Origin of the sequence: Streptomyces sp. NPDC060031, from assembly GCF_042736805.1 — a bacterium.
Taxonomy (GTDB): Bacteria; Actinomycetota; Actinomycetes; order Streptomycetales; family Streptomycetaceae; genus Streptomyces.
Window position 1 is genome coordinate 63,321 of sequence record NZ_JBHWVM010000028.1, and the last position, 24,420, is coordinate 87,740.

At 69.6% G+C, this 24,420-nt stretch carries 21 protein-coding genes and 2 pseudogenes; 16 read left to right on the forward strand and 7 right to left on the reverse strand.

From position 1 onward, the window contains the following. Positions 1-733 precede the first annotated feature (733 nt). Positions 734-1,524, reverse strand: a protein-coding gene (locus ACFWB8_RS15495; RefSeq protein WP_385226220.1) for an IS5 family transposase whose coding sequence is annotated in 2 segments (ribosomal slippage) — positions 734-1,222 and positions 1,225-1,524 — 789 coding nt in all. Because the reading frame shifts where the segments join, the coding sequence is not laid out codon by codon here. A 119-nt stretch (positions 1,525-1,643) separates the two neighbouring features. Here ACFWB8_RS15495 and ACFWB8_RS15500 point away from each other — a divergent pair. Next, positions 1,644-1,934, forward strand: a complete 291-nt coding sequence (locus ACFWB8_RS15500) for a transposase (protein WP_385226221.1) — start codon at positions 1,644-1,646, stop codon at positions 1,932-1,934. Between the two features lie 250 nt (positions 1,935-2,184). On the opposite strand, the gene ACFWB8_RS15505 is transcribed toward ACFWB8_RS15500, so the two are convergent. Beyond that, positions 2,185-2,637, reverse strand: coding sequence for an endonuclease domain-containing protein (locus ACFWB8_RS15505; RefSeq protein WP_385226223.1), 453 nt, complete (start codon positions 2,635-2,637; stop codon positions 2,185-2,187). A gap of 194 nt (positions 2,638-2,831) precedes the next feature. On the opposite strand from ACFWB8_RS15505, the gene ACFWB8_RS15510 reads away from it, so the two are divergent. Beyond that, a complete protein-coding gene (locus tag ACFWB8_RS15510) occupies positions 2,832-3,386 on the forward strand; it encodes a hypothetical protein (protein ID WP_385226176.1) in 555 nt (184 codons plus the stop codon). Between the two features lie 41 nt (positions 3,387-3,427). Next, positions 3,428-3,918, forward strand: a pseudogene (locus ACFWB8_RS15515) (transposase); the annotation flags it as partial. Between the two features lie 144 nt (positions 3,919-4,062). On the opposite strand, the gene ACFWB8_RS15520 reads toward ACFWB8_RS15515, so the two are convergent. Next, the gene (locus ACFWB8_RS15520; RefSeq protein WP_385226178.1) at positions 4,063-5,058 is read right to left on the reverse strand and encodes a hypothetical protein; all 996 of its coding nucleotides are present in this window, start codon (positions 5,056-5,058) and stop codon (positions 4,063-4,065) included. 170 nt (positions 5,059-5,228) lie between these two features. Here ACFWB8_RS15520 and ACFWB8_RS15525 point away from each other — a divergent pair. Further along, positions 5,229-5,447: pseudogene (locus ACFWB8_RS15525) on the forward strand (transposase); the annotation flags it as partial. 62 nt (positions 5,448-5,509) lie between these two features. Then, complete coding sequence (locus ACFWB8_RS15530) at positions 5,510-5,653, forward strand: hypothetical protein (RefSeq protein ID WP_385226225.1); 144 nt, start codon at positions 5,510-5,512, stop codon at positions 5,651-5,653. A gap of 57 nt (positions 5,654-5,710) precedes the next feature. Here the strand turns inward: ACFWB8_RS15530 and ACFWB8_RS15535 are convergent, their stop codons facing one another. Further along, positions 5,711-6,361 (reverse strand): hypothetical protein, encoded by a 651-nt coding sequence (locus ACFWB8_RS15535; protein WP_385226180.1) that lies wholly within the window; start codon positions 6,359-6,361, stop codon positions 5,711-5,713. 397 nt (positions 6,362-6,758) lie between these two features. Between ACFWB8_RS15535 and ACFWB8_RS15540 the strand changes: the two genes are divergently transcribed. Then, on the forward strand, positions 6,759-7,757 hold the full coding sequence (locus ACFWB8_RS15540) for a serine/threonine dehydratase (protein ID WP_385226182.1): 999 nt from the start codon (positions 6,759-6,761) through the stop codon (positions 7,755-7,757). Positions 7,758-7,815: 58 nt separating this feature from the next. Next, complete coding sequence (locus ACFWB8_RS15545) at positions 7,816-8,874, forward strand: hypothetical protein (RefSeq protein WP_385226184.1); 1,059 nt, start codon at positions 7,816-7,818, stop codon at positions 8,872-8,874. A gap of 23 nt (positions 8,875-8,897) precedes the next feature. On the opposite strand, the gene ACFWB8_RS15550 is transcribed toward ACFWB8_RS15545, so the two are convergent. Continuing rightward, entirely contained in the window at positions 8,898-9,347 is a 450-nt protein-coding gene (locus ACFWB8_RS15550; protein WP_385226186.1) for a universal stress protein, read from the reverse strand. A 200-nt stretch (positions 9,348-9,547) separates the two neighbouring features. Between ACFWB8_RS15550 and ACFWB8_RS15555 the strand changes: the two genes are divergently transcribed. The 5 genes from ACFWB8_RS15555 to ACFWB8_RS15575 all read left to right on the forward strand — a co-directional run bounded on the left by ACFWB8_RS15555 (position 9,548) and on the right by ACFWB8_RS15575 (position 16,589). Beyond that, positions 9,548-9,913 (forward strand): hypothetical protein, encoded by a 366-nt coding sequence (locus ACFWB8_RS15555; RefSeq protein ID WP_385226188.1) that lies wholly within the window; start codon positions 9,548-9,550, stop codon positions 9,911-9,913. 340 nt (positions 9,914-10,253) lie between these two features. Next, the gene (locus ACFWB8_RS15560; protein ID WP_385226190.1) at positions 10,254-11,588 is read left to right on the forward strand and encodes an ABC transporter substrate-binding protein; all 1,335 of its coding nucleotides are present in this window, start codon (positions 10,254-10,256) and stop codon (positions 11,586-11,588) included. A 164-nt stretch (positions 11,589-11,752) separates the two neighbouring features. After that, positions 11,753-12,646, forward strand: a complete 894-nt coding sequence (locus tag ACFWB8_RS15565; RefSeq protein WP_385226192.1) for a carbohydrate ABC transporter permease — start codon at positions 11,753-11,755, stop codon at positions 12,644-12,646. After that, positions 12,643-13,518, forward strand: a complete 876-nt coding sequence (locus tag ACFWB8_RS15570; protein ID WP_385226195.1) for a carbohydrate ABC transporter permease — start codon at positions 12,643-12,645, stop codon at positions 13,516-13,518. The genes ACFWB8_RS15565 and ACFWB8_RS15570 overlap by 4 nt, the downstream gene beginning before the upstream one ends. A 47-nt stretch (positions 13,519-13,565) precedes the next feature. Further along, positions 13,566-16,589 carry an alpha-mannosidase gene (locus ACFWB8_RS15575; protein WP_385226197.1) on the forward strand — a complete coding sequence of 1,008 codons (3,024 nt, stop codon included), beginning with the start codon at positions 13,566-13,568 and terminating at the stop codon, positions 16,587-16,589. Positions 16,590-16,617: 28 nt separating this feature from the next. Here the strand turns inward: ACFWB8_RS15575 and ACFWB8_RS15580 are convergent, their stop codons facing one another. Beyond that, positions 16,618-17,301: an alpha/beta fold hydrolase gene (locus ACFWB8_RS15580; protein ID WP_385226199.1), complete on the reverse strand. Its 684-nt coding sequence runs from the start codon at positions 17,299-17,301 to the stop codon at positions 16,618-16,620. Positions 17,302-17,570: 269 nt separating this feature from the next. Between ACFWB8_RS15580 and ACFWB8_RS15585 the strand changes: the two genes are divergently transcribed. Together ACFWB8_RS15585 and ACFWB8_RS15590 are read left to right on the forward strand one after the other, a co-directional pair. Continuing rightward, the gene (locus ACFWB8_RS15585; protein WP_385226201.1) at positions 17,571-19,604 is read left to right on the forward strand and encodes an FAD-dependent oxidoreductase; all 2,034 of its coding nucleotides are present in this window, start codon (positions 17,571-17,573) and stop codon (positions 19,602-19,604) included. A gap of 45 nt (positions 19,605-19,649) precedes the next feature. Further along, a complete protein-coding gene (locus ACFWB8_RS15590) occupies positions 19,650-20,063 on the forward strand; it encodes a PaaI family thioesterase (protein WP_385226203.1) in 414 nt (137 codons plus the stop codon). A gap of 118 nt (positions 20,064-20,181) precedes the next feature. Here the strand turns inward: ACFWB8_RS15590 and ACFWB8_RS15595 are convergent, their stop codons facing one another. Continuing rightward, the gene (locus ACFWB8_RS15595; protein ID WP_385226205.1) at positions 20,182-21,792 is read right to left on the reverse strand and encodes an alpha/beta hydrolase; all 1,611 of its coding nucleotides are present in this window, start codon (positions 21,790-21,792) and stop codon (positions 20,182-20,184) included. Between the two features lie 383 nt (positions 21,793-22,175). On the opposite strand from ACFWB8_RS15595, the gene ACFWB8_RS15600 reads away from it, so the two are divergent. Both ACFWB8_RS15600 and ACFWB8_RS15605 read left to right on the forward strand, forming a co-directional pair. Then, a complete protein-coding gene (locus ACFWB8_RS15600) occupies positions 22,176-22,838 on the forward strand; it encodes a DUF4142 domain-containing protein (protein ID WP_385226207.1) in 663 nt (220 codons plus the stop codon). Positions 22,839-22,847: 9 nt separating this feature from the next. Continuing rightward, complete coding sequence (locus tag ACFWB8_RS15605) at positions 22,848-24,287, forward strand: DUF1996 domain-containing protein (protein ID WP_385226209.1); 1,440 nt, start codon at positions 22,848-22,850, stop codon at positions 24,285-24,287. Positions 24,288-24,420 lie beyond the last annotated feature (133 nt).

Consider the following 24,420-nt stretch of genomic DNA (forward strand, 5'->3'; position numbering starts at 1 on the left):
TTAGCCGAGTACCTGACCAGACCCTTGGAGGGCAGCCTGACTATTTGCAAGCACAGAAATAGAAGCTACACCGGCCGATGCATGCAACGACCCCCTTGTCCACCGAAATGAATTCCCTACACAGGCTGTCAACTTCAGTCTCAACGAGCACTATTTTTTGGGTGCTCCTGACTGCCGTAGTCGCGGGCCGAGCGTTCTGGTTCGTGCATTATCTAGTGCTATTTCGAAAAGACCTAGGGACGGCCGTTCGAGGCGGGGTCGTAGAAGTGGCCGCTCCCGCAACTGCATCCGCGGAAGAATCCGATGAGATCCATGAGCTAGCGCTGGCTGCGACAAGGCGTCAGTTTGATGTCTGCCTACTTGGAGGAACCATCGCGCTAGCAGCCTGGACTGTCCTCTTTGCCGCCCCCACAGACAGCCGCGTGGGCGATATTTCACCACAGACGACCACATTGCTTCTAATGGGAGCTATTACTCTCCTTTTGGGTCCCCTCCTAGGTCGACGCGAGGGAACTCAACTAACGCTTATGATCCGAGAGTCCGGCACCTACATCGGATTTTCCGCTCTCGCATTCGCGCTCTGCTCCACAGTGACCGACTTGAGCGGAGGTTGTTGGAGCTGGGTGGCAGTCATCGCCGCAATCGTCGTGGCCGGTCGAGAGGTTGCTGAAAGCGTCATCTATCACCGGGGAACCGACAATCAAATGAACACACCGAAGAGCTCCTAACACGATCATGATCGATGTTTCTTGAGGCGTCGCCAGCAGATGAGACTGCAGGCCAGTGAGATGAGGGCGTCGTGGAGTTCGAGGCGTCGTTCCCATCGCACGGCCAGGCGCTTGAACTGGTGGAGCAGGGCGAAGGTCTGCTCCACGACGTAGCGGAGTTTGCCCAGGCCCTTGATGTTCGGCGAGCCTTTGCGGGAGATCACCGGCAGGATCCGGCGGCGTCGCAGCTCGCGCCGCACGGCCCGGGAGTCGTAGGCCTTGTCACCCAGGACGGATCCGGGGCGTCGTCGTGGGCGGCCAGGGCGTCCGGTGACAGGCGGGATGCCGTCGACGAGGTTCAGGGTCTGGGTGATGTCGTTGACATTGGCGGCGGTCGTGATGACGTGCAGCGGGGTGCCGCGACCATCGCAGATTAGATGGTGCTTGCTGCCCGCCTTCCGCCGGTCGACCGGCGACGGACCGGTCGCGGCTCCCCCTTTTTCGCGCGGACGTGAGAGCCGTCCACACACGCACGGGACCAGTCGAGCTCGCCGGCCGCGTTCAGCTCGGCCAGCAGCAGGCGGTGCAACCGCTCGAAGACCCCCGCCTCCTGCCACCGGGCCAGACGCCGCCAACACGTCTGTCCGGAGCCGAACCCCAGCTCAAGCGGTAGCAGTTGCCACGCGATGTCCTGGTGAAGGACGTACAGGATACCCTGCAGACACAACCGGTCCTCCACCGGCCGGGGCCCGGGTGAACGCGCGGGCCAGGGTGGCAACAACGGTTCGATCAACGCCCACAAGTCGTCATCCACGATCCACGGTCGAGTCGGCACACCTCACGAACGGCCCAATCGTCACATCGGTCACGCCCGACCAGGACTTCACGACAAGATCCTGTTACGAGCTCTAAGCATCCGAAAGAGCCCACAACGACATCGCCTGGCAATTTCTACCGCCTGAGCTGGGGTTCGGCTCGGGGCAGACCTGCTCGCGCAGGCTGGAGCGGTGGCAGCAGGCCGGGGTCTTCGACCAGGTGCACCGGATCCTGCTCGCCGAGCTGAACGCGTTTTGCCGTCTCGAGATGTCGCCGTCCTTGCCGTCTTCGGGACCTACTAGGCGTGGCGCTGCTGAAGTGACCGCACCTGACGCCCAACGCAGGGCGCTTCGTCTGGCGGCAGCGCCACGCCGAAAGGAAGGCCAGGGTCACGCTGTACGCCTCGTCTAACTCTCGGGTCCGAAGCTGGGTCACTGCGCGGTCTCGGGAGCCATCAGGAACCGCCTTAAGGCTTCCCGTCGAAATGGCGTGACATGACTGTGGTGAACGCGTCCCGGGCTTGAGCGTCGGCGCCCTCTCTCATGCGCACGCGCCCCGTGTCGATCGCCTGCACTTGGGCCTCCCGGGTTCGCGCCGGCGGGTGTGCCAGGTAGGCGTTCATTCGTGGCCAGTCGCGCCGAGCTGCTTCAAGTTGTTCGTATCAGGCGACGCCCCGCATGTTGCAGGGCTTGCACAGAAGGCCGCGTACGCATCGCTGACATCCAGTACAGCAGTTGTGATCATGATCGATCTGCCAATAGGACGGGCCCTCGACACCGGCGTCTCCTGGGCTCTCGCCACAGATCGCGCATGAATCCCTCTGCACGCGGAGGATGGCGTTGACCTGTGCGATTGTCAGGCCATACTTCGATGCTTGCCGCGCGGCGGGTCCACACCTCTGGCAGCGGTTACCCGCGCGGGCGCCTGGCTCGGGATAGAACAGGTCATCGCATTCCTGACACTCCCGGAACTCCTCTGCCCTGTCCCACCACTCATCGTCTGGCATGGGCGGGAACGTACTCCATCGCTCTGACAACACTGCGCCTACGGCGCCAGGTTGACGCCAGGCGGTCCGCTCTCGCGCGCACAAGACACCCATGATTAGTGAGATCATCCGAGTCGCTTCAACGATCACCTGACAGAAGAGGCAGATACGTGGCAACGGCAGTGCTCGCACCTAGTTTGCAGTCCAGTGTGGACCGGTACGCACGGTCGCTGATCGTGCCGTCAAGGCTGCTGGCACTGCATCCACGGAAGCAGGGAGGCGCCGGCAATGCCGCTGCCCTAGCACCGGCTATAACGCTTGGTGTGCTGTCCGCTTTCGAGGGGTTCGCTGAGGACTTCTTCGCCACCGTGCTGTATCAGCAGGGTCAGAGCTTCGCCCAGATCGCGAAGAAGATGAACCTCACGAACCCCGATGTAGGGGACATCGAGGCACTGGCGGGTCGCGAGTTCCCGGCCCTGAAACAGCAGGTTGGAGTCAGCTTTAGCATCGACGTCTGGGCACCTCCGGCAGTCGGCAAGACCTTCTGGCAGGAAGAAGCCTTGACCTGGGCAGAGACCAGGATCCAAGCGGCAGGCTGGATGCAAGTCCGTCACTGCCTCGCACACGGCCTAGCAAGCGGGTGGCGCAGTGAAGTCTGGCCAGGCCCGATCAGGAAAGATGTGCCCACGGCCTCTTCGGTTCTGAGGCCGATGAAGGACGGAAAGCACTCACTGGCGCTACACGGCGCCATTACCTGCGCACGGATCTACCAAGCCGCGGCTCGCCATCTTGCCGACGTTGTCGCAGGGCATCTCAACGAAACCCTGTCGTGGACGGCACTGCCCAACTTCGAGCTGCATGCGGCCCCGTCCGCGTAGTCGGCCCGCCCTCGGCCTCGCGGTATTCCTCGATCGATGAGATGTTGTGGTCCGCCGTGTCCGGTGTGACGATTCGGCCCGTTCGTGGTGGTGTGAGTACTCGGCCGTGGCTCGTGGACGACGATTTGTGGGCACTGATTGAGCCGCTGCTGCCGCCCTGGCCGACGAGGTCACCAGGGCTGCGGCCGCTAGCGGACCGGCTGCGCCTGCAAGGCATCCTGTACGTCCTGCACAACGACATCGCCTGGCAATTTCGACCGCCTGAGCTGGGGTTCGGCTCGGGACGGACCTGCTGGCGGCGCCTGGAGCGATGGCAGCAGGCCGGAGTGTTCGACCAGCTGCACCGCGTTCTGCTCGCCGAGCTGAACGCGGCCAGCCGGCCCGACTGCTCCAGGGTGTGCGTGGATGGCTCCCACATCCGGGCGAAGAGGGGGGCGCCGACACCGGTCCGTCGCCGGTCGACCGGGGGAAGACGGGCAGCAAACACCACCTGATCTGTGATGGACACGGCACATCGCTCAAAGCCATCATGGCTACATAGGTGACTTAGAGAAACGGTTGTTGCCGATTCGGGGAACGGTCGCGGCTGGTTGTTGTGGGGAATGTCGGCGAGATATGGGAACAGTGCCGGTTGCTCGCAGCGGTGCTCGCGCCGGCTGAACCTGTAGTCCCTGGATCAAGAGAGCACCCATTGGGGCGGGTGTCCCGGGTCTGCCGGGCAAGTGAAGACGTGAAGGTCTCGGTCACGGCCGAAGCGGAGACGGGTGGGCTGGGCAACGGACTGGCCACCCCGGATCGAGGCCATCCCTTGTAGGGACAGATCGCGGTCTTCCATCGGCATCCAGCTGTGCGAGTCGGGGTCCATCTCGTCGCCCCCGGCCGTCAGCAGGAGCCGCATCGGGGCCCTACAGGACGCGCACGCGATGGCCAGCGGGCCCGTCGACGCCCAGCTGGGAAAGCCGCCGACCCGCCAGCCGGGCGGGATCGAGAGGGCGCCCTGGTAGTTCGGTGCGTCGCGGCCGCCTTCCGCCGTCTGGTCGTCGTCCCAGGCGTCGATGCGGACGATCAAAGCCGCAGGCAGCGTGTCATCCTCCGCCCACGGGTAGGTGTCCACCTCCTCGGGGTGCACGACACAGGGGTCGGGGAGTTCGTCCTCCCACCGGAGTAATGGCACTTCAGGCGCGGCAGCAAGGAAGGGGTCCGCACGTTCCGTCTGCGCGGCCAGCCTCCACTGCAGGAGGTATCGGCGCTCCAGGTACTTGCCATGGGTGCGGGGGCAGCGGAAGAGCTGCACAAGGTCAGCTCCGCCGGGACCGGCGGCCAGGCCCGGGACGTCCCGGCCGAAGAACTGGGCGAGCCCCACGAAAGGCGTCGGACCGCCCTCCCCCGGGCTGCCAGCGCCGGGCCACGGGCGGCTGCGAGGCCACACGCCCGTGGCCCGGGCGGCGCGGATCTCCTCTGGTGCGTACCCCTCGGTCTCGGGCTCGTGCGGCTCGCGGCAGACGGGCCACGGCTCGTCGCTCGGCCACAGCAGCGGCCCGCCGACATGACTGTCGTGCCGCCCGGGCTGCCCCGGCCGCGGGTGCAGGCGGGTCGTCCGCCCTCGGTATGCCGCCAGCTCCGGGAACACGGCCTCCACAGCAACCGGCCTGGCCGGCGTTGTCCTGGTCATACGGGAAACGTACGCAGCCGGGACCGCGTCACGCGAACGGGTTATCCGCGAGGACATCATGCCCGGGGCAAGCCGGGGCGCCCCAGGCCGGGCACAACCACGGTCCTGACGCAAGAACGTAGGCGTTCCCAAATCTCGGCAACATCACTTCCCGGAGGAGGAGGGCGTTCTTGCCACTGAGCAACAGACGTTCTTTAAAACAACCAACAGAGCCAGCCATCACGACTGCGGCGAACGTCAACGACGTCACCCAGACTCTCGCCTTGGTCGACGGCATCCCACCGGTGGCAGGCCGTCCCGGCCGGCCCCGCCGACGTCCCGAGGCTTTACTCGGGGACAAAGGCTACGACTCCAACTCCAACCGCGATGAACTGCGCAAACGCCGGATCCTGTCGGTCATCTCCCGCAGAGGAGTACCGAACATTAAGGGCATGGGCACAAGCTCCGCTACGTGGTGGAGCAGACCTTCGCCCTGCTCCACCAGTTCAAACGCCTCGCCGTCCGCTGGGAACGCCGTACCGAACTCTACGACGCGTTTGTGTCCCTGGCCTGCAGCCTCATCTGCTGGCGACGCCTCAGCAAGCCTGAAGCGTGATCGTGTTACGAGCTCTAGGGGTTGTCATGTAACTGTCAGGAGGGGTGAGCATCGGGCTCAGACTCCCTCGCGGTCTGCTGCCGCGGCCCAGCGACGGATGTGTAGGTCGGGATGGGCTCGGGCGGATGAGAGTGTGCTTTCAAGTATTTTGTGCAGGAGTGGTGGGTATGCGGCGTGGGAGGCCGGTAGGCCCAGCAGGACACGGTGGCGCATCTGAAGGTCGCTGGCTTCGGCGAATACCCGCATGGATGCCTCCAGCCACGCGGTCTTGATGTCCTGTGACTCGTCCAGAGCCGGATCACGTACCCCGCCGGGTCCGTATGCTGGGGACCGATCTGCGCGCAAGGGCACATGGGCGCTGTACCAGGCCCGCACGGCACCCGCTCGCTCAGCATCCGTGCCGATCCGCAGATAGTCGACCAATGCCGCCATCACACGGCGGCGTCCGAACGCGTAGACCGCCGGCTCGACGAACCAGCGGCAGAAGCTGGGATCCGGGTCGTATACAGCTGCAGCCATCAACGGGGTGAACAACTCATCAGGCAGACTTGCTCGTTCGAGCAGGGGCTTACGCACCGCATGGGCGAGGTGGCGGGCCTGGTCGTTCGGCTTCATGGCGACGTCTCCGACGCCCAGCAGCCGAGCCACCTCTGTCGCGCATGTCAGGAATGAACGCAGCTCTATGCCGCTCCGCTCGTCTTCGGTCACGGCAGCATTCTGGACTGGCCATGTCGGCAGGCGCAGCACGGGTGGCTCCTGACATTGTGCGGAAGAACACTTGCTCCCTCCTCTGGGTGGAACGATCACAGTGTGGCTGGTGTGATCATGGCGTCGGAGCCGTCCTGAATAGCCCCGTTGCACCGCCCCGAGCGCGATCAGCCGCTCAGCTGCCTCCGCAGGCCCCGTACTGGCCAGGCTGCGGCTCAACGAGTAGCAGGATGCCGCTCACCAGAGGCTGTAACCGAATGTGACAAGTAACCTGCCCACCAGGGCGTCGATTGCGCATGTATGGGCCACCCCATCAGTACTTACTTCACGCGGAATTCAACGTATCCACTGGAGTCCGTGCGCACGAGATAGCGGAACCCACATGGGGAGTGAGTCCATGGACCAGCAGCTCAAGCACCGGTTCGACCGCCGGACCGACCACCGGCCCGATGACCGGCTCGGTGACCGGCTCGACTACGCCGCCGTGCGCGCCGCCGCCGACCGGATCGCCGGGGCGGTACGGCCCGTCGCCGTGGTGCCCGCGGCCGAGGGGGTCTGGTACGCCCTGGAGTACCTCCAGCACACCGGCTCCTTCAAGGCCCGCGGCGCCCGCAACTTCCTCGCCGCCCACCACCTGTCCGGCACCCTCCCGGAGGCCGGGGTCACCATCGCCTCCGGCGGCAACGCCGGCCTCGCCTGCGCCTGGGCGGCCCGCGCGCAGTCCGTGCCCGCCACCGTCTTCCTGCCCGCCAACGCCCCGCGCGTCAAGGTGGAGCGGCTGCGCGGGTACGGCGCCGACGTACGGCTCGTCGGCGACCGGTACGCCGAGGCGCTGGCCGCGTGCGAGCGGTTCGCCGCAGAGAGCGGCGCCCTGAGCAGCCACGCGTACGACCACCCGCTCATCGCGGCCGGCGCCGGGACCCTGCTGGACGAGATCCGGGCCGGGTTGCCCGGTCTGGACACCGTGGTCGTCGCCGTCGGTGGCGGCGGGCTGTTCGCCGGGATCGCCACCGCCGCCCGCGAACACGGCGTACGGGTGCTCGCGGTGGAGCCGGAGAACTGCCGGGCGCTGAACGCGGCCCTGGAGGCGGGGCGGCTCGTGGACGTGACCCCGGACTCGGTGGCCGCCGACTCGCTGGGCGCCACCCGGGTCTCGGCGGCCGCGCTGGCCGCCGCGCAGGATGACGGCGTGGAGTCCCTCCTGGTCCCGGACACGGCGATCACCGCCGCCCGCCGCGCCCTGTGGGAGGAGCACCGCATCGTGGTCGAGGCGGGCGCGGCCACCGCCCTGGCGGGACTGCGCGCCGCGCCGCGGCCGGCGGGCGAGCGGGTCGCGGTGGTCCTGTGCGGGGCGAACACGGACCCGGCGGACCTGGCCGGCGGCGCGCCGTCGTAGACCCCCGGGACTAAACTGGAGCCGGACGTTCGAGCTCTCCCCAAGGGGCAGTGAAGCCATGTCCGTTCGCGCGTGCACCCCTGTCTCGGGCCGTACCCGCCGCCGTCGCCGCGTGGTCGTGGCGGCGGCCGCGCTGGCACTGCTGGCGCCGCCGGCCGGCGCGGCCGCGGCGACGGGGCCGCAGGTCGTCACGGCGGCGCCCACCGACTGGATCGCCGACACGTGCGAGAAGCTGGAAGGGACGAACTGGAGTGCCCCGGGGGCGAAGAAGGCCCTGAAGCTGGCCGCGGCGGGCATCGTCAGTGAAATCACCGCGAGGACCGGGCGTCTCGCGGGCCTGGGCGGTCTCTTCGGGCTGGGGACGACCGCCGTCCTGGAGTTCGCGAAGTACAAGTGCCCGCAGAGCGCCCTGCTGCCCGCGGTCCGGTCGCTGCCCTTCCTGAGCGCCGAGCTCCCGCCCCTGTCGTACCCCGGCCGCCAGGAGTACGACGAGGGCTTCGCGCCCGCGGCGGACCGTACGGACGAGCAGGCCGCCGCCGAGGCGGCGGCCCTGTTCAACGCGTCGGGAGCACAGGGGATGAGCGGCGAGTCGGTGAGCGGCCTGGCGGCCGAGCTGTGCCGGCAGGCCGTGCGGCAGGGCACCCCGGGCATACGGCTGGGGCAGTACCTCGGCCAGGCGGACCTGAGGGCGGTCGGTGCGGTGAAGACGCTCATGTCGCTGACCCTTGAGGCGTGCCCGCAACTGCCCGTCGCCGACGCGGACGACCTGGCGGGCCGGCTGAACGGTTTCCTGATCGGCAACGACCGTCTGAAGGACATTCCGCCGTTCCTGCTGAACGCGCGCTGGAGCTGCGGCGCGACTGCGGGGCAGCTCGTCCTGAACTGGGATCCCTTTGTGGTGCACCGCATCGACCACTACGACCTGTACCACTCGCCCGACGGGCAGAAGTGGTACCCGATCGCTCTCGCACCCGGCTCGGTGGTGAACGACGGCATCAGCCTCTTCGGCGTCGCACCGGCCCTCCACGTCTACGCCCTGCGCGCCACCGACGTGCAGGGCAACGAGAGCGCCTGGACGAACATCCGGGCGTACGCGCAGATCTGCCCGACGGGCTGAACCGGACGAAGCGGAGGGCGGGGTCAGGCGCCGTCGTTCTCGCGCACCACGACCACCGTGCTGGCGGCGTACTGCACCACCTGCTGACTCACCGAGCCGAGCAGCGCGCCCTTGATGCCGCCGTAGCCCCGGGTGCCGACCACCGTCACTTCCGCCTCCTTCGAGGCGTCCACCAGCACCTGCGCCGGCGCGCCCTGTTCGACCCGGCGGAACACGGGCACGCCGGGCGAGGCGCCGACCGCTTCCGTCACGGTGTCGGCGAGCTTCTGCCGGGCGGCCTCCTCGGCGCCGACCAACTCGTCCTGGACGGTGGGGCTCACACCGAAGGGGTTGGTGTTCCATTCCCAGCTCATGACGGCGTGCACGCGCCCGTCGATGGCCTTGGCATGGCCGACCGCCCAGCGCAGGGCCTGCTTCGAATGGTTCGAACCGTCCACGCCGACGACGATCAGCGGCTCGGTGGGGTCACTCACGGTGGTTCCTCTCGGTTCGTCCGATTGGTCGCTCCCTTCCTGTATACACGGCTCTGTGCCGTGGCCGGGCCGCGGGTGACCTCGAACGACGATCGTTGCGGCAGCCGAAGACTTTCGAGGACGGCCCCGGGCCCCTGCCCCCTGCGAAGGTCTGGTGGTCCGGCGAACCGCGCCGGCGGGGACGGCGTGGAGGAACGGGCGTGGCACAGCGCAAGGGTTGTCTGATCGGCTGCGGGGTGGCGCTGGTCCTGGGCGTGGGGGCGCTCGTGCTGCTGCTCTTCGGCGTCGGGAAGCTGATGGACGTGGCCGACAGGGCCCTGCTGGACCCCGGCGTCTACCAGTCCGTGAACGTGGGCGACGCGGAGGATTCGGTCCGGGCCAAGCTGCCGTCCGGCGAGACCTTCATCAAGGGCGCCCTCAAGGAGGGCGGTCCGGCCGAGCCGGCCGGCAGCGTGTGCTCCTGGTGCGTCTCCGCCGCCGACGGCAAGGACGCCGCCGAGACCGTCTTCCGCCTCTGCTACAAGGACGGGAAGCTCGCGGAGAAGGTCGAGTACCGCGTGAAGTAGAGCCCGCGGGTACCCGGTTCGAAGTGCCTTCGCGGGGAAGATGGTAAAGCGCATTAGTGCACGCCCTCGCGAACCGGCGATAAGAAGTCAAATTTTGACGGTCAGCCAGCTCCGTTATCGAACTGATACCACCGTGAGTCGATTTGGAACTAAAGCGCATCAGTGCAGGTCGCAGCTGGGCTGATCGGGTGGCTTCGGAGTCGTGCACAGCCCGTGTACCGATGCGGGACCTACTTCCCATCGGCCACTGGGACTTCGGCCCATTGACGCCGTCTTGATCTCGGACGAACGTGGGTGTCGCTCTCCGGCAGCGAGGCCGGACTTCCCGAAGGCGGCGACGATGACCCGTTCGAACGTGACCCGTATTGCCATCGCCACGCTGGTGGCCGGCGCCCTCTTCCCGGCCTCCGCGTGCGGAGTGAGCGGGGGCGCCGCAGAGGTGAAGGAGGCGCGCAGGACGGGCAAGGCGGCCGGTGAGATCACCTTCCGCACCCTCCAGCTCAAGCCCGTGTTCACGGGCTACGTCCAGGGGGTCATCGACTCCTTCGAGGCCACGTACCCGGACGTCAAGGTCAAGTGGCAGGACGTCCCGGGCGACGGGTACAACGAGAAGCTCGTCGCCGACGCCCAGGCCGGCGCCCTCCCCGACGTCGTCAACCTCTCCACCGACTCCTTCCAGCTGCTCGGCGACCGCGGGATGCTCGCCGACGTCGCCCAGCTCGATCCCCAGGTCGCCGAGGAGTACGTGCCGGGCGCCTGGAACCAGTTCAAGCTGCCGGGCAAGGGCGACAGCGTGTACGCGTACCCCTGGTACGTGACCCCGGAGATCCTCACGTACAGCACGTCCCTCTTCACGAAGGCCGGCCTGGACCCGGAGAAGCCGCCGACCAGCGTGGAGCAGTTCTTCGACTACGCCGAGCAGATCGCCGCCAAGTCGGGCGGCCAGTACTCCGCCTTCATGGCCGACCCCAAGGGCCGGCTGCCGGGGGACTGGCAGAAGATGGGCGTCCCGATCCTGAACGCGCAGCAGGACCGGTTCACCTTCGACACGGACAAGGCCGTCGAGTGGGTCGAGCGCATGAAGTCCCTGTACGGCAAAGGTGCGATGCCCAAGGAGTCCCTGCTCAAGTCCGACGACGTCAACCAGCTCTACGGCGGCGGAAAGATCGTCTTCGGCCCCGGCTCCCCGGGCTTCGTCAAGGACATCAAGCAGAACGCCCCGCAGGTCTACGCCGACACCCACGTGGCGGGCGCGGTCACCGGAAAGCTCGGCCACATAGGCATCTACGCCCAGTCGCTCGGCATCAAGAGGGACACCAAGTCGCCCGATGCGGCGGCCGAGTTCGCCAAGTGGGTCACCAACGGGCCCAATCAGGTGGCGTTCTCCAAGAAGGCCACCATCTACCCGTCCAACGCCAAGGGCCTCGCCGACCCGTACTTCGCCGACAAGGGCGACGGCAAGGACGCCGAGACACTCGCCCGCGCCGTCGGCGCCGAGCAGCTCAAGACCGCCGCGCTCGACGCCAACACGCCCGTCCAGTGGACCAATCAGGTCGGCGACGCGGTCGTACGCGAGATGCAGAAGGCGATCCAGGGCGAGCAGGATCCCCGGACGGCGGTGAAGAAGGCCCAGGAAGCGGCGAACGAGCTGCTCGCCAAGACGGTACGGAAGTGACGCGGCGGACGCACCGGGAAGCGGGAGGCGACGCCATGACGCACACCGTCGGGCAGCGGCCGTCGGACCGGGCCACCAGCACCGGCCCGCCGGCGCCCGAGCCGCCGAAACGGCGCCGGAAGCCACGCGCGGAGGCGAGACGGGCCCGGCAGGACAGACGGGCCATGGAGGCCGAGACCGGCCTGCGCCACCGCAACTGGTGGACCCCCTACCTGTTCCTCGCCCCGGGCCTGCTGATGGTGACGCTGTTCAGCCTCTGGCCCTTCGTCAACACCGTCATCCTCTCCTTCACCGACGCGCAGATCCTGCGCGGGGGCGGGTTCGTCGGCTTCGACAACTACACCCGCGCCTTCGCCGACCCCGATTTCTGGGTGGCCACCGGCAACAGCGTGCTGTACCTCGTGGTCGTCGTACCGTGCCTGGTCCTCCTGCCGCTGGCCCTCGCCGTCCTCGTACAGACGAAGGTCCCCGGCATCGGATTCTTCCGCTCGGCCTTCTACACCCCGGTGATCGCCTCGGCCGTCGTCGTCGGCCTGATCTGGCAGTGGGTGCTGCGCAGCGACGGCCTCGTCAACACCGTCTTCCAGAGGCTCAGCATCATCTCCGAGCCGATCCCGTTCCTGACCGACAGCAGGATGCTGCTGGTCTCCGCGATGATCGTGACCGTGTGGAAGGGCCTCGGCTACTACATGGTCTTCTACCTGGCGGCCCTCGGGAACGTCTCCCCCTCGCTCCACGAGGCCGCGGCGCTCGACGGCGCCGGCACCCTGCGCCGCTTCTTCAGCATCACCGTCCCCCAGGTGAAGCCCATGATGCTGCTGGTCGGCACCCTCTCCGCCATCTCCGCGCTGCGCGTCTTCACCGAGATCTACATCCTCGGCGGCGAGAGCGGCGGCCCCGGCGGTGGCGCGCGCACGCTGCCCTTCCTGATCCGCCAGGTCGGCCTCGGCTTCTCCGGAGAGACCGGATACGCCTCCGCCATCTCCATCCTGCTGTTCCTCCTGACGCTGGTCTTCAGCCTCCTGGGCCGCCGTCTGTCGAAGGGAGACGAGAGTTGAGCACCCTGTCCTCCCTCGGGCGCGATGCCGCCCCGCGCGCCGGCGCCGACCGCCGGCGCCACCGGATCGCGCTGGCCGGCCGGTACCTGACCCTGACCCTGATGCTCGTGGTGATGCTCGGGCCGATCGTCTGGCAGTTCCTGACGTCGATCCGCGGCCGCACCGAGAACGTGTACGACGGCGTACTGCCCTCGCAGCCGACCCTCGACAACTACTTCCGGGTCGCGGAATCGTTTCCCCTGATGCAGTACGTCGGCAACACGCTGATCGTCGCGGCCCTCGCGATCACCTCCAACACGCTCTTCGCGGCGATGGGCGGCTACGCCCTGTCGCGGGCCGGCTGGAAGGGCCGCAAGGCCGTCTTCACGGTGCTCGTGGCGACCCTGATGTTCCCCTTCGAGTCCGTGATGATCTCGATGTTCCTGACGGTCCGCGAGATGGGCCTGGTCGACACCCTCATCGGGGTCTGGCTCCCCGGCGCGGTCTCCGTCCTCAACATCATGATCATGCGGGCGGCGTTCCTCGCCGTCCCGAAGGAGGTCGAGGAAGCCGCCGTCCTGGACGGGGCCAACGAGTGGACCCGTTTCGTCCGGGTCTTCCTCCCCGCGGCGAAGGGCGCCCTGGCCGTCGTCTGCATCACCAGTTTCATGGGCGCCTGGGACGACTTCCTCTGGCCGCTGCTGATCCTGACCGACAGCGACAACTACACCCTCCAGCTCGGCCTCAAGACCCTCGCCGGCGCCACCACCGTCAACGACCAGCGGATCATCGCCGCCGGCGCGATGGCGGCGCTCCTCCCGATGATGCTCCTCTTCTTCGCCCTCCAGCGCTTCTTCTTCAAGGGCGTGGGCGAGGGAGCCGTAAAGACCTGAGCCAGCCCCGCCCCGACCAGCCCCTTTCCTCCCCAGGAGCAGCCGTCATGCATGACGACCGCAGCATCACCGAACACCGTCTCCGCCGGGTCCTCAAGGAGCGCATCAAGCCCGCCGTCCACTCCCGTCCGGTCCCGCTGACCATCGAGCGCTGGGAGGCCCCGGGCGAGCCGGTCCCCGTCGCCGAGGGCCTGGCCGCCCCGTACGGGCCCTGCGCGATCGGGGACCCGTGGGGCCCGGCCTGGGGCACCACCTGGTTCCGGCTCACCGGCACCGTCCCGGCCGACTGGGCCGGCCTCGCGGTCGAGGCCGTGCTCGACCTCGGCTTCGACCGGATGATGCCCGGCTTCCAGTGCGAGGGGCTGGTCCACCGGGCCGACGGAGGTGAGGTCAAGGCGCTCAACCCGTACAACGACTGGGTACGCGTCGCCGAGTCCGCGACGGGCGGCGAGCGGATCGAGTGGTACGTGGAGGCCGCCTCCAACCCGGTCCTGGTCGACCATTCGGCCACGTACGAGGGCGACAGGCGGACCAGCGGGGACCAGCCGCTCTACCGGCTCGCCCGGATGGACCTGGCCGTCTTCGAGACCGAGGTCTGGGAGCTCGTGCAGGACCTCGAAGTCCTCTACGACCTGATGGTGCAGCTCGCGGAGGGCGACGCCCGACGGTACGAGATCCTGCGCGCCGTCGACGCCGCGCTGGACGAGGTGGACCTCGGCGACGTCCCCGGCACGGCCGCCGCCGCGCGCGAACGGCTCGCCGGGGTGCTCGCGGCCCCCGCCAACGCCTCCGCGCACCGGATCAGCGCCGTCGGCCACGCGCACATCGACTCCGCCTGGCTGTGGCCGCTGCGCGAGACGGTGCGCAAGGTCGCCCGTACCTCGTCCAACATGGTCAACCTGATGGACGAGCATCCCGAGTTCATCTTCGCCATGTCCCAGGCGCAGCAGCTCGACTGGATCAAGACCCACCGGCCCGAGCTCTTCGAGCGGGTGAAGAAGAAGGTCGCCGACGGGCAGTTCGTGCCGGTCGGCGGGATGTGGGTGGAGTCCGACACCAACATGGTCGGCGGGGAGGCGATGGTCCGCCAGTTCCTCTACGGCAAGAAGTTCTTCCTCGACGAGTTCGGCATCGACACCAAGAACGTCTGGCTGCCCGACTCCTTCGGGTACACCGCCGCGATGCCGCAGATCGTGAAGCTCTCCGGCTCCAAGTGGTTCCTGACCCAGAAGATCTCCTGGTCCCAGGTCAACAAGTTCCCCCACCACACCTTCTGGTGGGAGGGCATCGACGGCACCCGCGTCTTCACGCACTTCCCGCCCGTCGACACCTACAACTGCGACCTCGGCGGCGCACAGCTGGCGCACGCGGCCCGCAACTACCAGGAGAAGGGCCGGGGTTCGCGCTCGCTGGCCCCCTTCGGCTGGGGCGACGGCGGCGGCGGTCCCACCCGCGAGCAGCTGGCTCGCGCGAAGCGGCAGCGGAACCTCGAAGGCTCCCCGCGGGTCGAGATCGAGCGGCCCGACGCCTTCTTCGAGAAGGCCCGCGCGGAGTACGAGGACGCGCCCGTCTGGGCCGGCGAGCTCTACCTGGAGCTGCACCGCGGCACCTACACCTCCCAGGCCAAGACCAAGCAGGGCAACCGGCACAGCGAGTCGCTGCTGCGCGAGGCCGAGCTCTGGGCGGCGACGGCCGCGGTGCGGGCGGCCGGGTACGGGTACCCGTACGAGGACCTGGAGCGGATCTGGAAGACCGTTCTCCTGCACCAGTTCCACGACATCCTGCCGGGGTCCTCCATCGCCTGGGTGCACCGCGAGGCGCGCGAGACGTACGGGAAGGTACGGGAGGAGCTGCTCGGGATCGTCCTGGCCGCACAGCTCGCGCTGGCGGGGGAGGGCGAGGAACCGCTGGTCTTCAACGGCGCCCCGCACACCCGGCGCGGCGTCCCGGCCGGCGGCGCGGGCCGGCCGGAGGCGGCCGGGCAGCCGGTCACCGTCGAGGAGCGGCACGGCGGCGGGCACGTCCTCGCCAACGGACGGCTGGTGGTGGAGATCGACGGACGCGGCCTGATCGTCTCCGCCTACGACCTCGAAGGCCGACGGGAGTCGGTCGCACCGGGCGCGGCGGCGAACCTCCTCCAGATCCACCCCGACTTCCCGAACATGTGGGACGCGTGGGACATCGACTCGTTCTACCGCAACAAGGTCACCGACCTGGTGGAGCGGGACGCGCTGGAGGTGACGGAAGCCGATCCGGACGCGGTGACGGTACGCGTCGCCCGGTCGTTCGGCGGCTCGAAGGTGGTCCAGGCCATCACCCTGCGGGCCGGGGCGAAGACGGTGGACATCGTCACGGAGGTGGACTGGCGCGAGACGGAGAAGTTCCTGAAGGCGGCCTTCCCGCTGGACGTGAAGGCGGAACGGACGGCGTCCGAGACGCAGTTCGGGCACGTGTACCGGGCCACCCACACCAACACCTCGTGGGAGGCGGCCAAGTTCGAGATCTGCGCCCACCGCTGGATCCACGCGGACGAGCCCGGCTGGGGCGTGGCCGTCCTCAACGACTCGACCTACGGGCACGACGTCACCCGGGACGTGCGCGCGGACGGCGGCCAGACCACGACGGTACGGCTGTCCCTGCTGCGGGCCCCGCGCTACCCCGACCCGGAGACCGACCAGGGCGCCCACACCCTGCGCTTCTCGCTCGCCCCGGGCGCGGACATCGGGGACGCGGTCCGCGAGGGCCACGCGCTGAACCTGCCCGAGCGGGTCCTGCCGGGCGCGGGCCCGGTCGTCCCGCTGGTGGCGGTGGACGACGACGCGGTGGTGGTCGAGGCGGTCAAACTCGCCGAGGACCGCAGCGGCGACGTGATCGTCCGCCTCTACGAATCCCGCGGCGGCCGGGCGAGCGCCGTGCTGACGGCGGCCTTCCCGATCGCGGCGGCCGTCGAAACCGATCTCCTGGAACGCCCGCTGCCCCCGGCGGCGGTATCCCCTCCCACCCCGGACGGCAGGGCCCGCCTCACCCTGCGGCCCTTCCAGATCCTCACCCTCCGCCTCCACCGGGCCTGAGCCCGCGGGGCGCCTTCGCGGTCCGGGGTCATGCCGTGAGGAACGGCTCCACGGCGGCCAGGAAGTCCGCCGGGGCGGTGGTGTGGATCAGGTGGCCGGCCGGGACGGTCAGGGTGCGGGCGTCGGGGATGCGGTCGGTCAGTTCGGCGACGGCGGACCAGGGGATGTGGCTGGTGGGGCCGCCCCACAAGGCGAGGGTCGGGGAGGTGATGCGGGCGAGGCCCGCCAGCCAGGACGGGTCGGGGCGGTCCAGCTGCGGGCGGACCGCGAGCACCATCGCCCAGTCGAAGTCCAGGTCGCCCGGCGGGCGGACCGGGGGGACCGCCTCGCGGGGGAGCGGGGCCGGGGCGTCCTCCAGGACCAGGCGGCCGATGCGGTGCGGCTGCCGCTGGGCGACCAGGTGCGCGACCACGCCGCCCATGGAGTGCCCGATCAGGTCCGCCCGGTCGAGGCCGAGGGCGTCGAGGAAGCCGAGGACGTCGTCCCGCATCAGCTCCAGGGAGTACTCGGCCGTGCGGGCGCTGCCGCCGTGCCCGCGCAGGTCCAGGGCGTACACCCGGCGCTCCCGGGCGAGTTCGTCCCGTACGGGGGCCCAGTCCTCGGAGCTCTCGCCCAGGGCGGCGAGCAGGAGCAGCGGCTCGCCGCCCCCGGGCCCGGCGGCCTGGTAGGCCAGCTCGATGCCGTTGACCGTCAGGGTGCGGCGTTCAGTCATCCGGCCGGCAGTACGCCACCGTACTGCCGTACGTGATCGCCGTGACCTGCTGTTCGCCGTGGCGGCGGGGCTGGCCGTCGTCCTCGTACGCCGCCTTTCGGCGATGCGGTCGGCGGCGTGAAGTCCGCCACAGGGCCGGGAGGCCCGGGCCCCGGGGCACGGGGATTTCGGTGGCGGGCCGCCGCCGCCGGGTTTTGCACCTAGTTGCAAAACCGGTCTCCCCTCGCTAGAACAGGTTCATCACCCCCGCGCGAGGAGGCATCCCCACCATGACCCCGCAGAGTTCCCAGAGCCGGTACCCGCACCTGCTGAGCCCCCTCGACCTGGGCTTCACCACCCTGCCGAACCGCGTGATCATGGGCTCGATGCACACCGGTCTCGAAGAGCACGAGCGCGGCTTCGAGCGCCTCGCCGCCTTCTACGCCGAGCGCGCCCGCGGCGGCGCCGGCCTCATCGTCACCGGCGGCATCGCCCCGAACGACGCGGGCCGCCCCTTCGAGGGAGGTGCCCGCCTCACCACCGAGGACGAGGCCGCCGAGCACCGGGTGATCACCGAGGCCGTGCACGCCGAGGGCGGGAGGATCGCGATGCAGATCCTCCACTTCGGCCGCTACGCCTACCACAAGGACCTGGTCGCGCCGAGCCCGCTGCAGGCCCCCATCAGCCCCTTCGCCCCGAACGAGCTCACCGACATCGAGGTCGAGCGCACCGTCGAGGACTTCGTCCGCGCCGCCCGCCTCGCCAAGCTGGCCGGCTACGACGGCGTCGAGATCATGGGCTCCGAGGGCTACCTGATCAACGAGTTCATCGCCGCCGCCACCAACAAGCGCACCGACCGCTGGGGCGGGGCGTACGAGAACCGCGTGCGCTTCCCGCTGGAGATCGTCCGGCGCACCCGCGAGGCCGTGGGCGAGGAGTTCATCCTCATCTACCGCCTCTCGATGCTCGACCTGATCCCCGGCGGCTCCACCCTCGACGAGGTCGTCCGCCTCGCCAAGGAGATCGAGGCGGCCGGCGCCACCATCATCAACACCGGCATCGGCTGGCACGAGGCCCGCATCCCCACCATCGCCACCTCCGTCCCGCGCGGCGCCTACACCTGGGTCACCAAGCGCCTGATGGGCGCGGTGAGCGTGCCGCTCGTCACCAGCAACCGCATCAACACCCCCGAGATCGCCGAGGAGTTGCTCGCGGACGGTCGCGCCGACCTGGTCTCCCTGGCCCGCCCCTTCCTCGCCGACGCCGACTTCGTCGCCAAGGCCGCCGCCGGCCGCCCCGAGTCCATCAACACCTGCATCGGCTGCAACCAGGCCTGCCTCGACCACACCTTCAGCGGCAAGATCACCAGCTGCCTGGTCAACCCGCGCGCCTGCCACGAGACCGAACTCACGCTGTCGGTCACTCGGTTGAAGAAGCGCGTCGCCGTCGTCGGAGCCGGCCCCGCCGGTCTCGCCTGCGCCGTCTCCGCGGCGGAGCGCGGCCACGCCGTCACCCTCTACGAGGCCTCCGGCCACATCGGCGGACAGCTCGACATCGCCCGCCGCATCCCCGGCAAGGAGGAGTTCGAGGAGACCATCCGCTACTACGGCAACCAGCTCGCCGAGCACGGGGTCGAGGTCCTCCTGAACACCCGCGCCGACGTGGAGGCCCTGCGCGGCTACGACGAGGTCGTGGTCGCCACCGGCGTCACCCCCCGCACCCCCGACATCGAGGGCGTGGACCACCCGAGCGTCGTCAGCTACCTCGACGTGCTGCGCGACGGCGCCCCCGTCGGCGAGCGCGTCGCCGTCGTCGGCGCCGGCGGCATCGGCTTCGACGTCGCGGAGTACCTCACCGACAGCGGCGAGGGTGCCTCCCAGGACCCCGAGGTCTACTTCCGCCACTGGGGCGTCGACACCTCGTACACGGGCCCCGGCGGTCTCGCCGCCCCGGAGCGGCCCGCGCCCCCGCGCCAGGTGCACCTGCTCCAGCGCAAGGCCACCAAGGTCGGCGCGGGTCTGGGTACCACCACGGGCTGGATCCACCGGGCGGAGCTCAAGCACCGCGGTGTCGTCTCGGTCGCGGGAGCCGCGTACGACCGCATCGACGACGAGGGCCTGCACATCACGGTGGGCGGCGAGCAGCGCCTGGTACCCGCCGACACGGTCGTGCTGTGCACCGGCCAGGAGCCGCGTCGCGACCTGTACGAGGCGCTGCGCGCCGCGGGCCTCGAGCCGCACCTGATCGGCGGCGCCGACGTGGCCGCGGAACTGGACGCCAAGCGGGCCATCCGGCAGGGCACGGAACTGGCCGCCACGCTCTGAGCCGTGGTGTTGTGGCGGTCCGGTCCGGGCCGCCACAATCTGCGGGTGACCCTGACACCGGCAGACGCAGAACGGATCCTCGGCGAGAACTTCGCCCCCTGGGTGCTCGCCCTCGGCCTCACCGTCCGGGAGACCGGCGAGCGGCACGCCGTACTGCGGCTGCCGTGGTCCGGGGATCTGGCCCGGGACGGCGGCGGGCTGTCCGGCCAGGCGCTGATGGCCGCGGCCGACACGGCCACCGTCATCGCGATCTCCGCCGCGCGCGGCGCTTACGGCCCGATGACCACCGTGCAGCAGTCCACCAGCTTCCAGCGGCCCGTGGTCGGCGCCGATGTGCTCATCGACGTACGCATCACCAAGCTGGGCAAGCGGATGGCCTTCGCCGACATCACCATGACCCCCGAGGGGGAGCGGGAGCCGGCCGCCAAGGCCTCCACGGTCTACGCCCTGCTCGGCTGAGGCGGCTCAGGCGGCTCAGGGCCGCTCGAAAGGGTCAGTCGGCTCACGAGGACGCCCCCGACTCGGGCCGCCGGATCGAGGCGGCTGTGGAGGCGGGGGCGTCCGGGCGGGCGAGGGCTCAGAAGCGGGCCGCCCCGGCCGGGAACCGGTCCGCCACCGGTGAGGTCAGGGGCGCGCGGCGCTCCGCCGCGGCCGGCGGCGTCTGACAGGTGACGTCCTCGGCCGGCAGCCGGCCCGTGGTCAGGTACGCGTCGACCGGGGCGTTGGCGCAGGAGGCGGGGTCGGCCAGGTACACGCCGTGGCCCTCGCCGCCCATCGCCAGCACCATCCGCGAGCCCTTGAGCGCGCGGTGCATGTCCCGGCCGCTGGCCAGCGGGGTCTGCGAGTCCCACTCGTTCTGCACGGTCAGCACGTTGGTCTTCGTGCGCATCGGCGTCGCGGACTCGACGGGCCGGTCCCAGAAGGCGCACGGCTTGATGTTGGAGGCGAAGTCCCCGTACAGCGGGTACTTGGCCTTGTCCTTGGCGGCGTCCCGCTCGTACTGCTCGGCGTACTTGGGCCAGGCGCCCGTGTCCCCGCACAGCACGGACCAGAAGACGGCGGTGCCGTTGTCGGGGGCCGGCTCGGCGGCGAACGCCGACGCCGCCTTCGCGGACTTGGCCCCCTGGGCGATCCGGGCGGACTGCGTGAACTGCTTCAGGTCGGGCACGGCAGAGGCGGTGGGCTTGCCGTCAGCCGCGTCCTTGAGCGCCTTGACGAGGGGCGCGGCCTGCGAGGGATAGAAGAACAGCGCCCGCGCGGAACGGATGTCGTCGCCCGTGATCTTCTGCCCGTCGAAGACGATCGGCTCCTTGTCCGCGCGCGCGACCAGCGCCCAGAACGTGTCCGACACCCCCTTCGGCGAGTCGCCGAGCCCGAACTCGCCCGCGCGCTCGGCCGTCCACCGGGTCCACCGCGCGAAGGCGGGCTCGGCCTCCGTCGCCCACACCTGGATCATGCCGCGCCAGACCCGGCCGGGGTCCACTCCGCTGTCGAGGACGAATCGGTCGGTCCGGCTCGGGAAGAGCTGGGTGTACACCGAGCCGAGGTACGTCCCGTAGGAGTAGCCCAGGTACGAGATCTTCCGCTCGCCGAGGGCCGCACGGATCGAGTCCATGTCCCGGGCGGTGTTGCGGGTGGTGATGTAGGGGAGGACCGAGCCGGACTTCTCCCGGCACTTGTCCGCGACCGTGCGGGACCACGCCACGTCCGCGGCGAAGGTCTCCGGCCGGTACGGGCGGTCGAACTTCTGCTCGGCGTCGTTCAGCCCGCAGGTGACCGGGCTGCTGGCCCCGACCCCGCGCGGGTCGAAGCCGATGAGGTCGTAACGGTCCCGTACGTCCTTGGGCATCACCTCGTCCGCCATCAGCGGGAGGTCCAGACCCGAACCGCCCGGCCCGCCCGGGTTGAGCAGCATGACCCCGTGCCGCTTCGCCGGATTCGCGCTCTTGATCCGGGATATGGCGATGTCGAGCGTCCTCCCCTCGGGGCGCCGGTAGTCGAGCGGGACCTTGATGGTCGCGCACTCGTACGAGGCCGGCAGGTCGGGACTGCAGCGGACCCATGCGGGCTTCTGGTGGGAGTACTCCGGGGCGGCCGCGGGGGCGGCGGCCGCCGGGACCGCGGAGAGCAGGGGGAGCGACGTCGCGATGGCTCCGGCGGCGGCGATGAGCGGTGCGAATCGTTTCATGCGCAAGGAGGCGTTCCTTTCCGTGAAGTCGGTTCCCGCCAACCCTGTTACACGGACCGTTCCCGCGAATCATCCCGAAGGGTCGGTCGTCGTGCTCCTCACGAACGAGCTCAAATCCGGACAACTGGCCGACACGCCAGGGGAGTTCGTCGAGCATCCTTCGGGCCGGGCACGGTACCAGCCTCCCGAGGGGTTGCCCGGATGTTTGTCCAATCGTGATGGTCCTTCAATGCGGGCACCACAACTGGCACTAGCGTCCCTTGGCACCCGGGAATGCGGGTGCGGACGGCGCGATCACCGGAGTCTGCGGCCCCCGCGGCCCTCCCGGGCCCCCGTAGCAAGGAGGCACAGTGCTGTCATTCCGCCGGTCCACCGTCGGAGGCATGTCGCTCGCTTCGAGATACGTGATGGGCACGGGCATCGTCATCGGAGCCCTCGCCTTCACGCTCATCGCGTTGCTGATCCCCGTGCAGAAGTTCGGCGGCCGGTCCGCGGCCGCCGCGACGTCCGCCGGCGAGGACGACGGCGCCGGGATCCTGAGCACGGCCTTCGGGCCGCTCACCCCTCAGGACCGGGACTTCGTCCGCAAGGTGCGGCTCGCCGGACTGTGGGAACTGCCCGCGGGACGGCAGGCCCAGCAGCGCGGCACGCGCCCCATGGTGCGCACCGCCGGGATGCATCTCGTCGAAGGCCACACCGAACTGGACCGGCGGGTCATCGAAACGGCCCAGGCCCTGGGCGTCGACCTGCCGAACCAGCCCAGCGCACAGCAGCAGGGCTGGCTCGACCAGCTCGACCGCGCCCAGGGCGCCCAGTACGAACGGCTGTTCATCCAGCTGCTGCGCCGGGCCCACGGCAAGGTCTTCGCCCTCGTGGCCCAAGTGCGCGCACAGACGCGCAACTCCATGGTCCGGGCCCTGGCCACCGACGCCAACGCCACGGTCCTGGACCACATCACCGTCCTGGAGGACAGCGGGCTCGTCGACTTCGACGGCCTCGCGGACGCCTCGCCGGCTCCCTCCACCGTTTCCCGACCGACGAAGTGAAGTGATCGCATGAGCCAAAAGGGCCACAAACGCCGTCTCCGACCGTCACACAAGGCCCTCGCCGTGGTGTCCGCCCTGGTCCTGGGCGGCGGCGGGGTGGTGATCGTCGCGCAGGGCGCCTTCGCGGGGCAGGATTCCCGTACGGCGCCGGTGACCGCCACCATCGACTGCCCCGACGTGGGAGACCGGCTCCGTGAAGTCCCCGACCAGGCCCGCGCGGAGGTCGACGAGAACCTCGCCCGGCTGGACACCCAGGTCGCCGACGCGTACGGCAAGCTGTCCTCAGGACGGGCCAAAAGCGACGCGCTGCTCGCCGAGTTGAAGGAGCAGCGGACCAAGACCATAGGCGGGGTGTCCGACGCGATCGGGAAGGCGGGCGCCCGTCCCGAAGGGCTGGAGCCGCTCAGCACCTGCTCGATGCAGCAGGCCCCGGCCGCCGACCCGGCGGACGAACCGGCCGCACAGAGCGGGGCGCAGAGCGAGGCCCAGGGCGAAGGGCAGGGCCAGGCGCAGAGCCAGGCCCAGGGCGACGCCCAGGGCCTCGCGCGCAAGGGCGGCGCAGGCGCAGGCGGCCCGGCGCGCAGCGACTTCGTCGCCATCGGTTCGGTCAAGCCCAACGTACGCACCCCCGCCCGCCGGGCCGGCGCGTCCACCGGGTCCTTCGCCGTGCAGTGCGGCCGCAACGAGAACCGCCACCTCAACCCCGACAACGTCATCGTCGCGCCCGGCGTCGGCAACGGCGCCCACCACATGCACGACTACGTCGGCAACAAGACCGCGGACGCCTTCTCCACCAACAACAGCCTCGCCGCCTCCGGGACCACCTGCACCAACGGCGACCAGTCCACCTACTACTGGCCCGTGCTGCGGCTGCGCGACGGCCGGGCGGAGAAGGACGCGAAGGCGCCCGGCGGCGGGCAGGACGCGAACGTCGGCACGATCCTGCGCCCGAAGGAGGTGACCATCGAGTTCAAGGGCAGCGCCGTCAGCCGGGTCGCGGCCATGCCCCGGTTCCTGCGGATCATCACCGGCGACGCGAAGGCGCTCACCAACGGCACGGCCAACGCCAACGCCTCCTGGAGCTGCACCGGCTTCGAGAACCGCCAGTTGAAGGACAAGTACCCGATCTGCCCCAAGGGCAGTGACGTCGTACGCACCTTCAACTTCCAGAACTGCTGGGACGGCAAGAACGCCGACAGCGCCAACCACCGCACCCACGTGGCCTTCGCGGCCCGCGACGGTTCCTGCCCGAAGGGCTTCAAGGCCATCCCGCAGCTGGTGCAGCGGATCACGTACGGGGTGAGTCCCGGCGCGCGGATCGCCGTGGACAGCTTCCCCGAGCAGCTCCACAAACCGGTCACCGACCACGGTGACTTCATCAACGTCATGTCGGACCGCCTGATGGCCGATGCGGTGCGCTGCATCAACGGCGGGCGCGCCTGCCGCTAGAGCCAGGCCTCTCCGAGCCCGGGGCCGGCGCGACCTCCCCCTACCCCCTCCCGCGTCGCCCCGAGAGAGCGGTGGGGGGGGGGGGGCGGGGGGGCCCCCGCGGGGCCCGGTCGACCGGCGTAGCCCGTGCGCC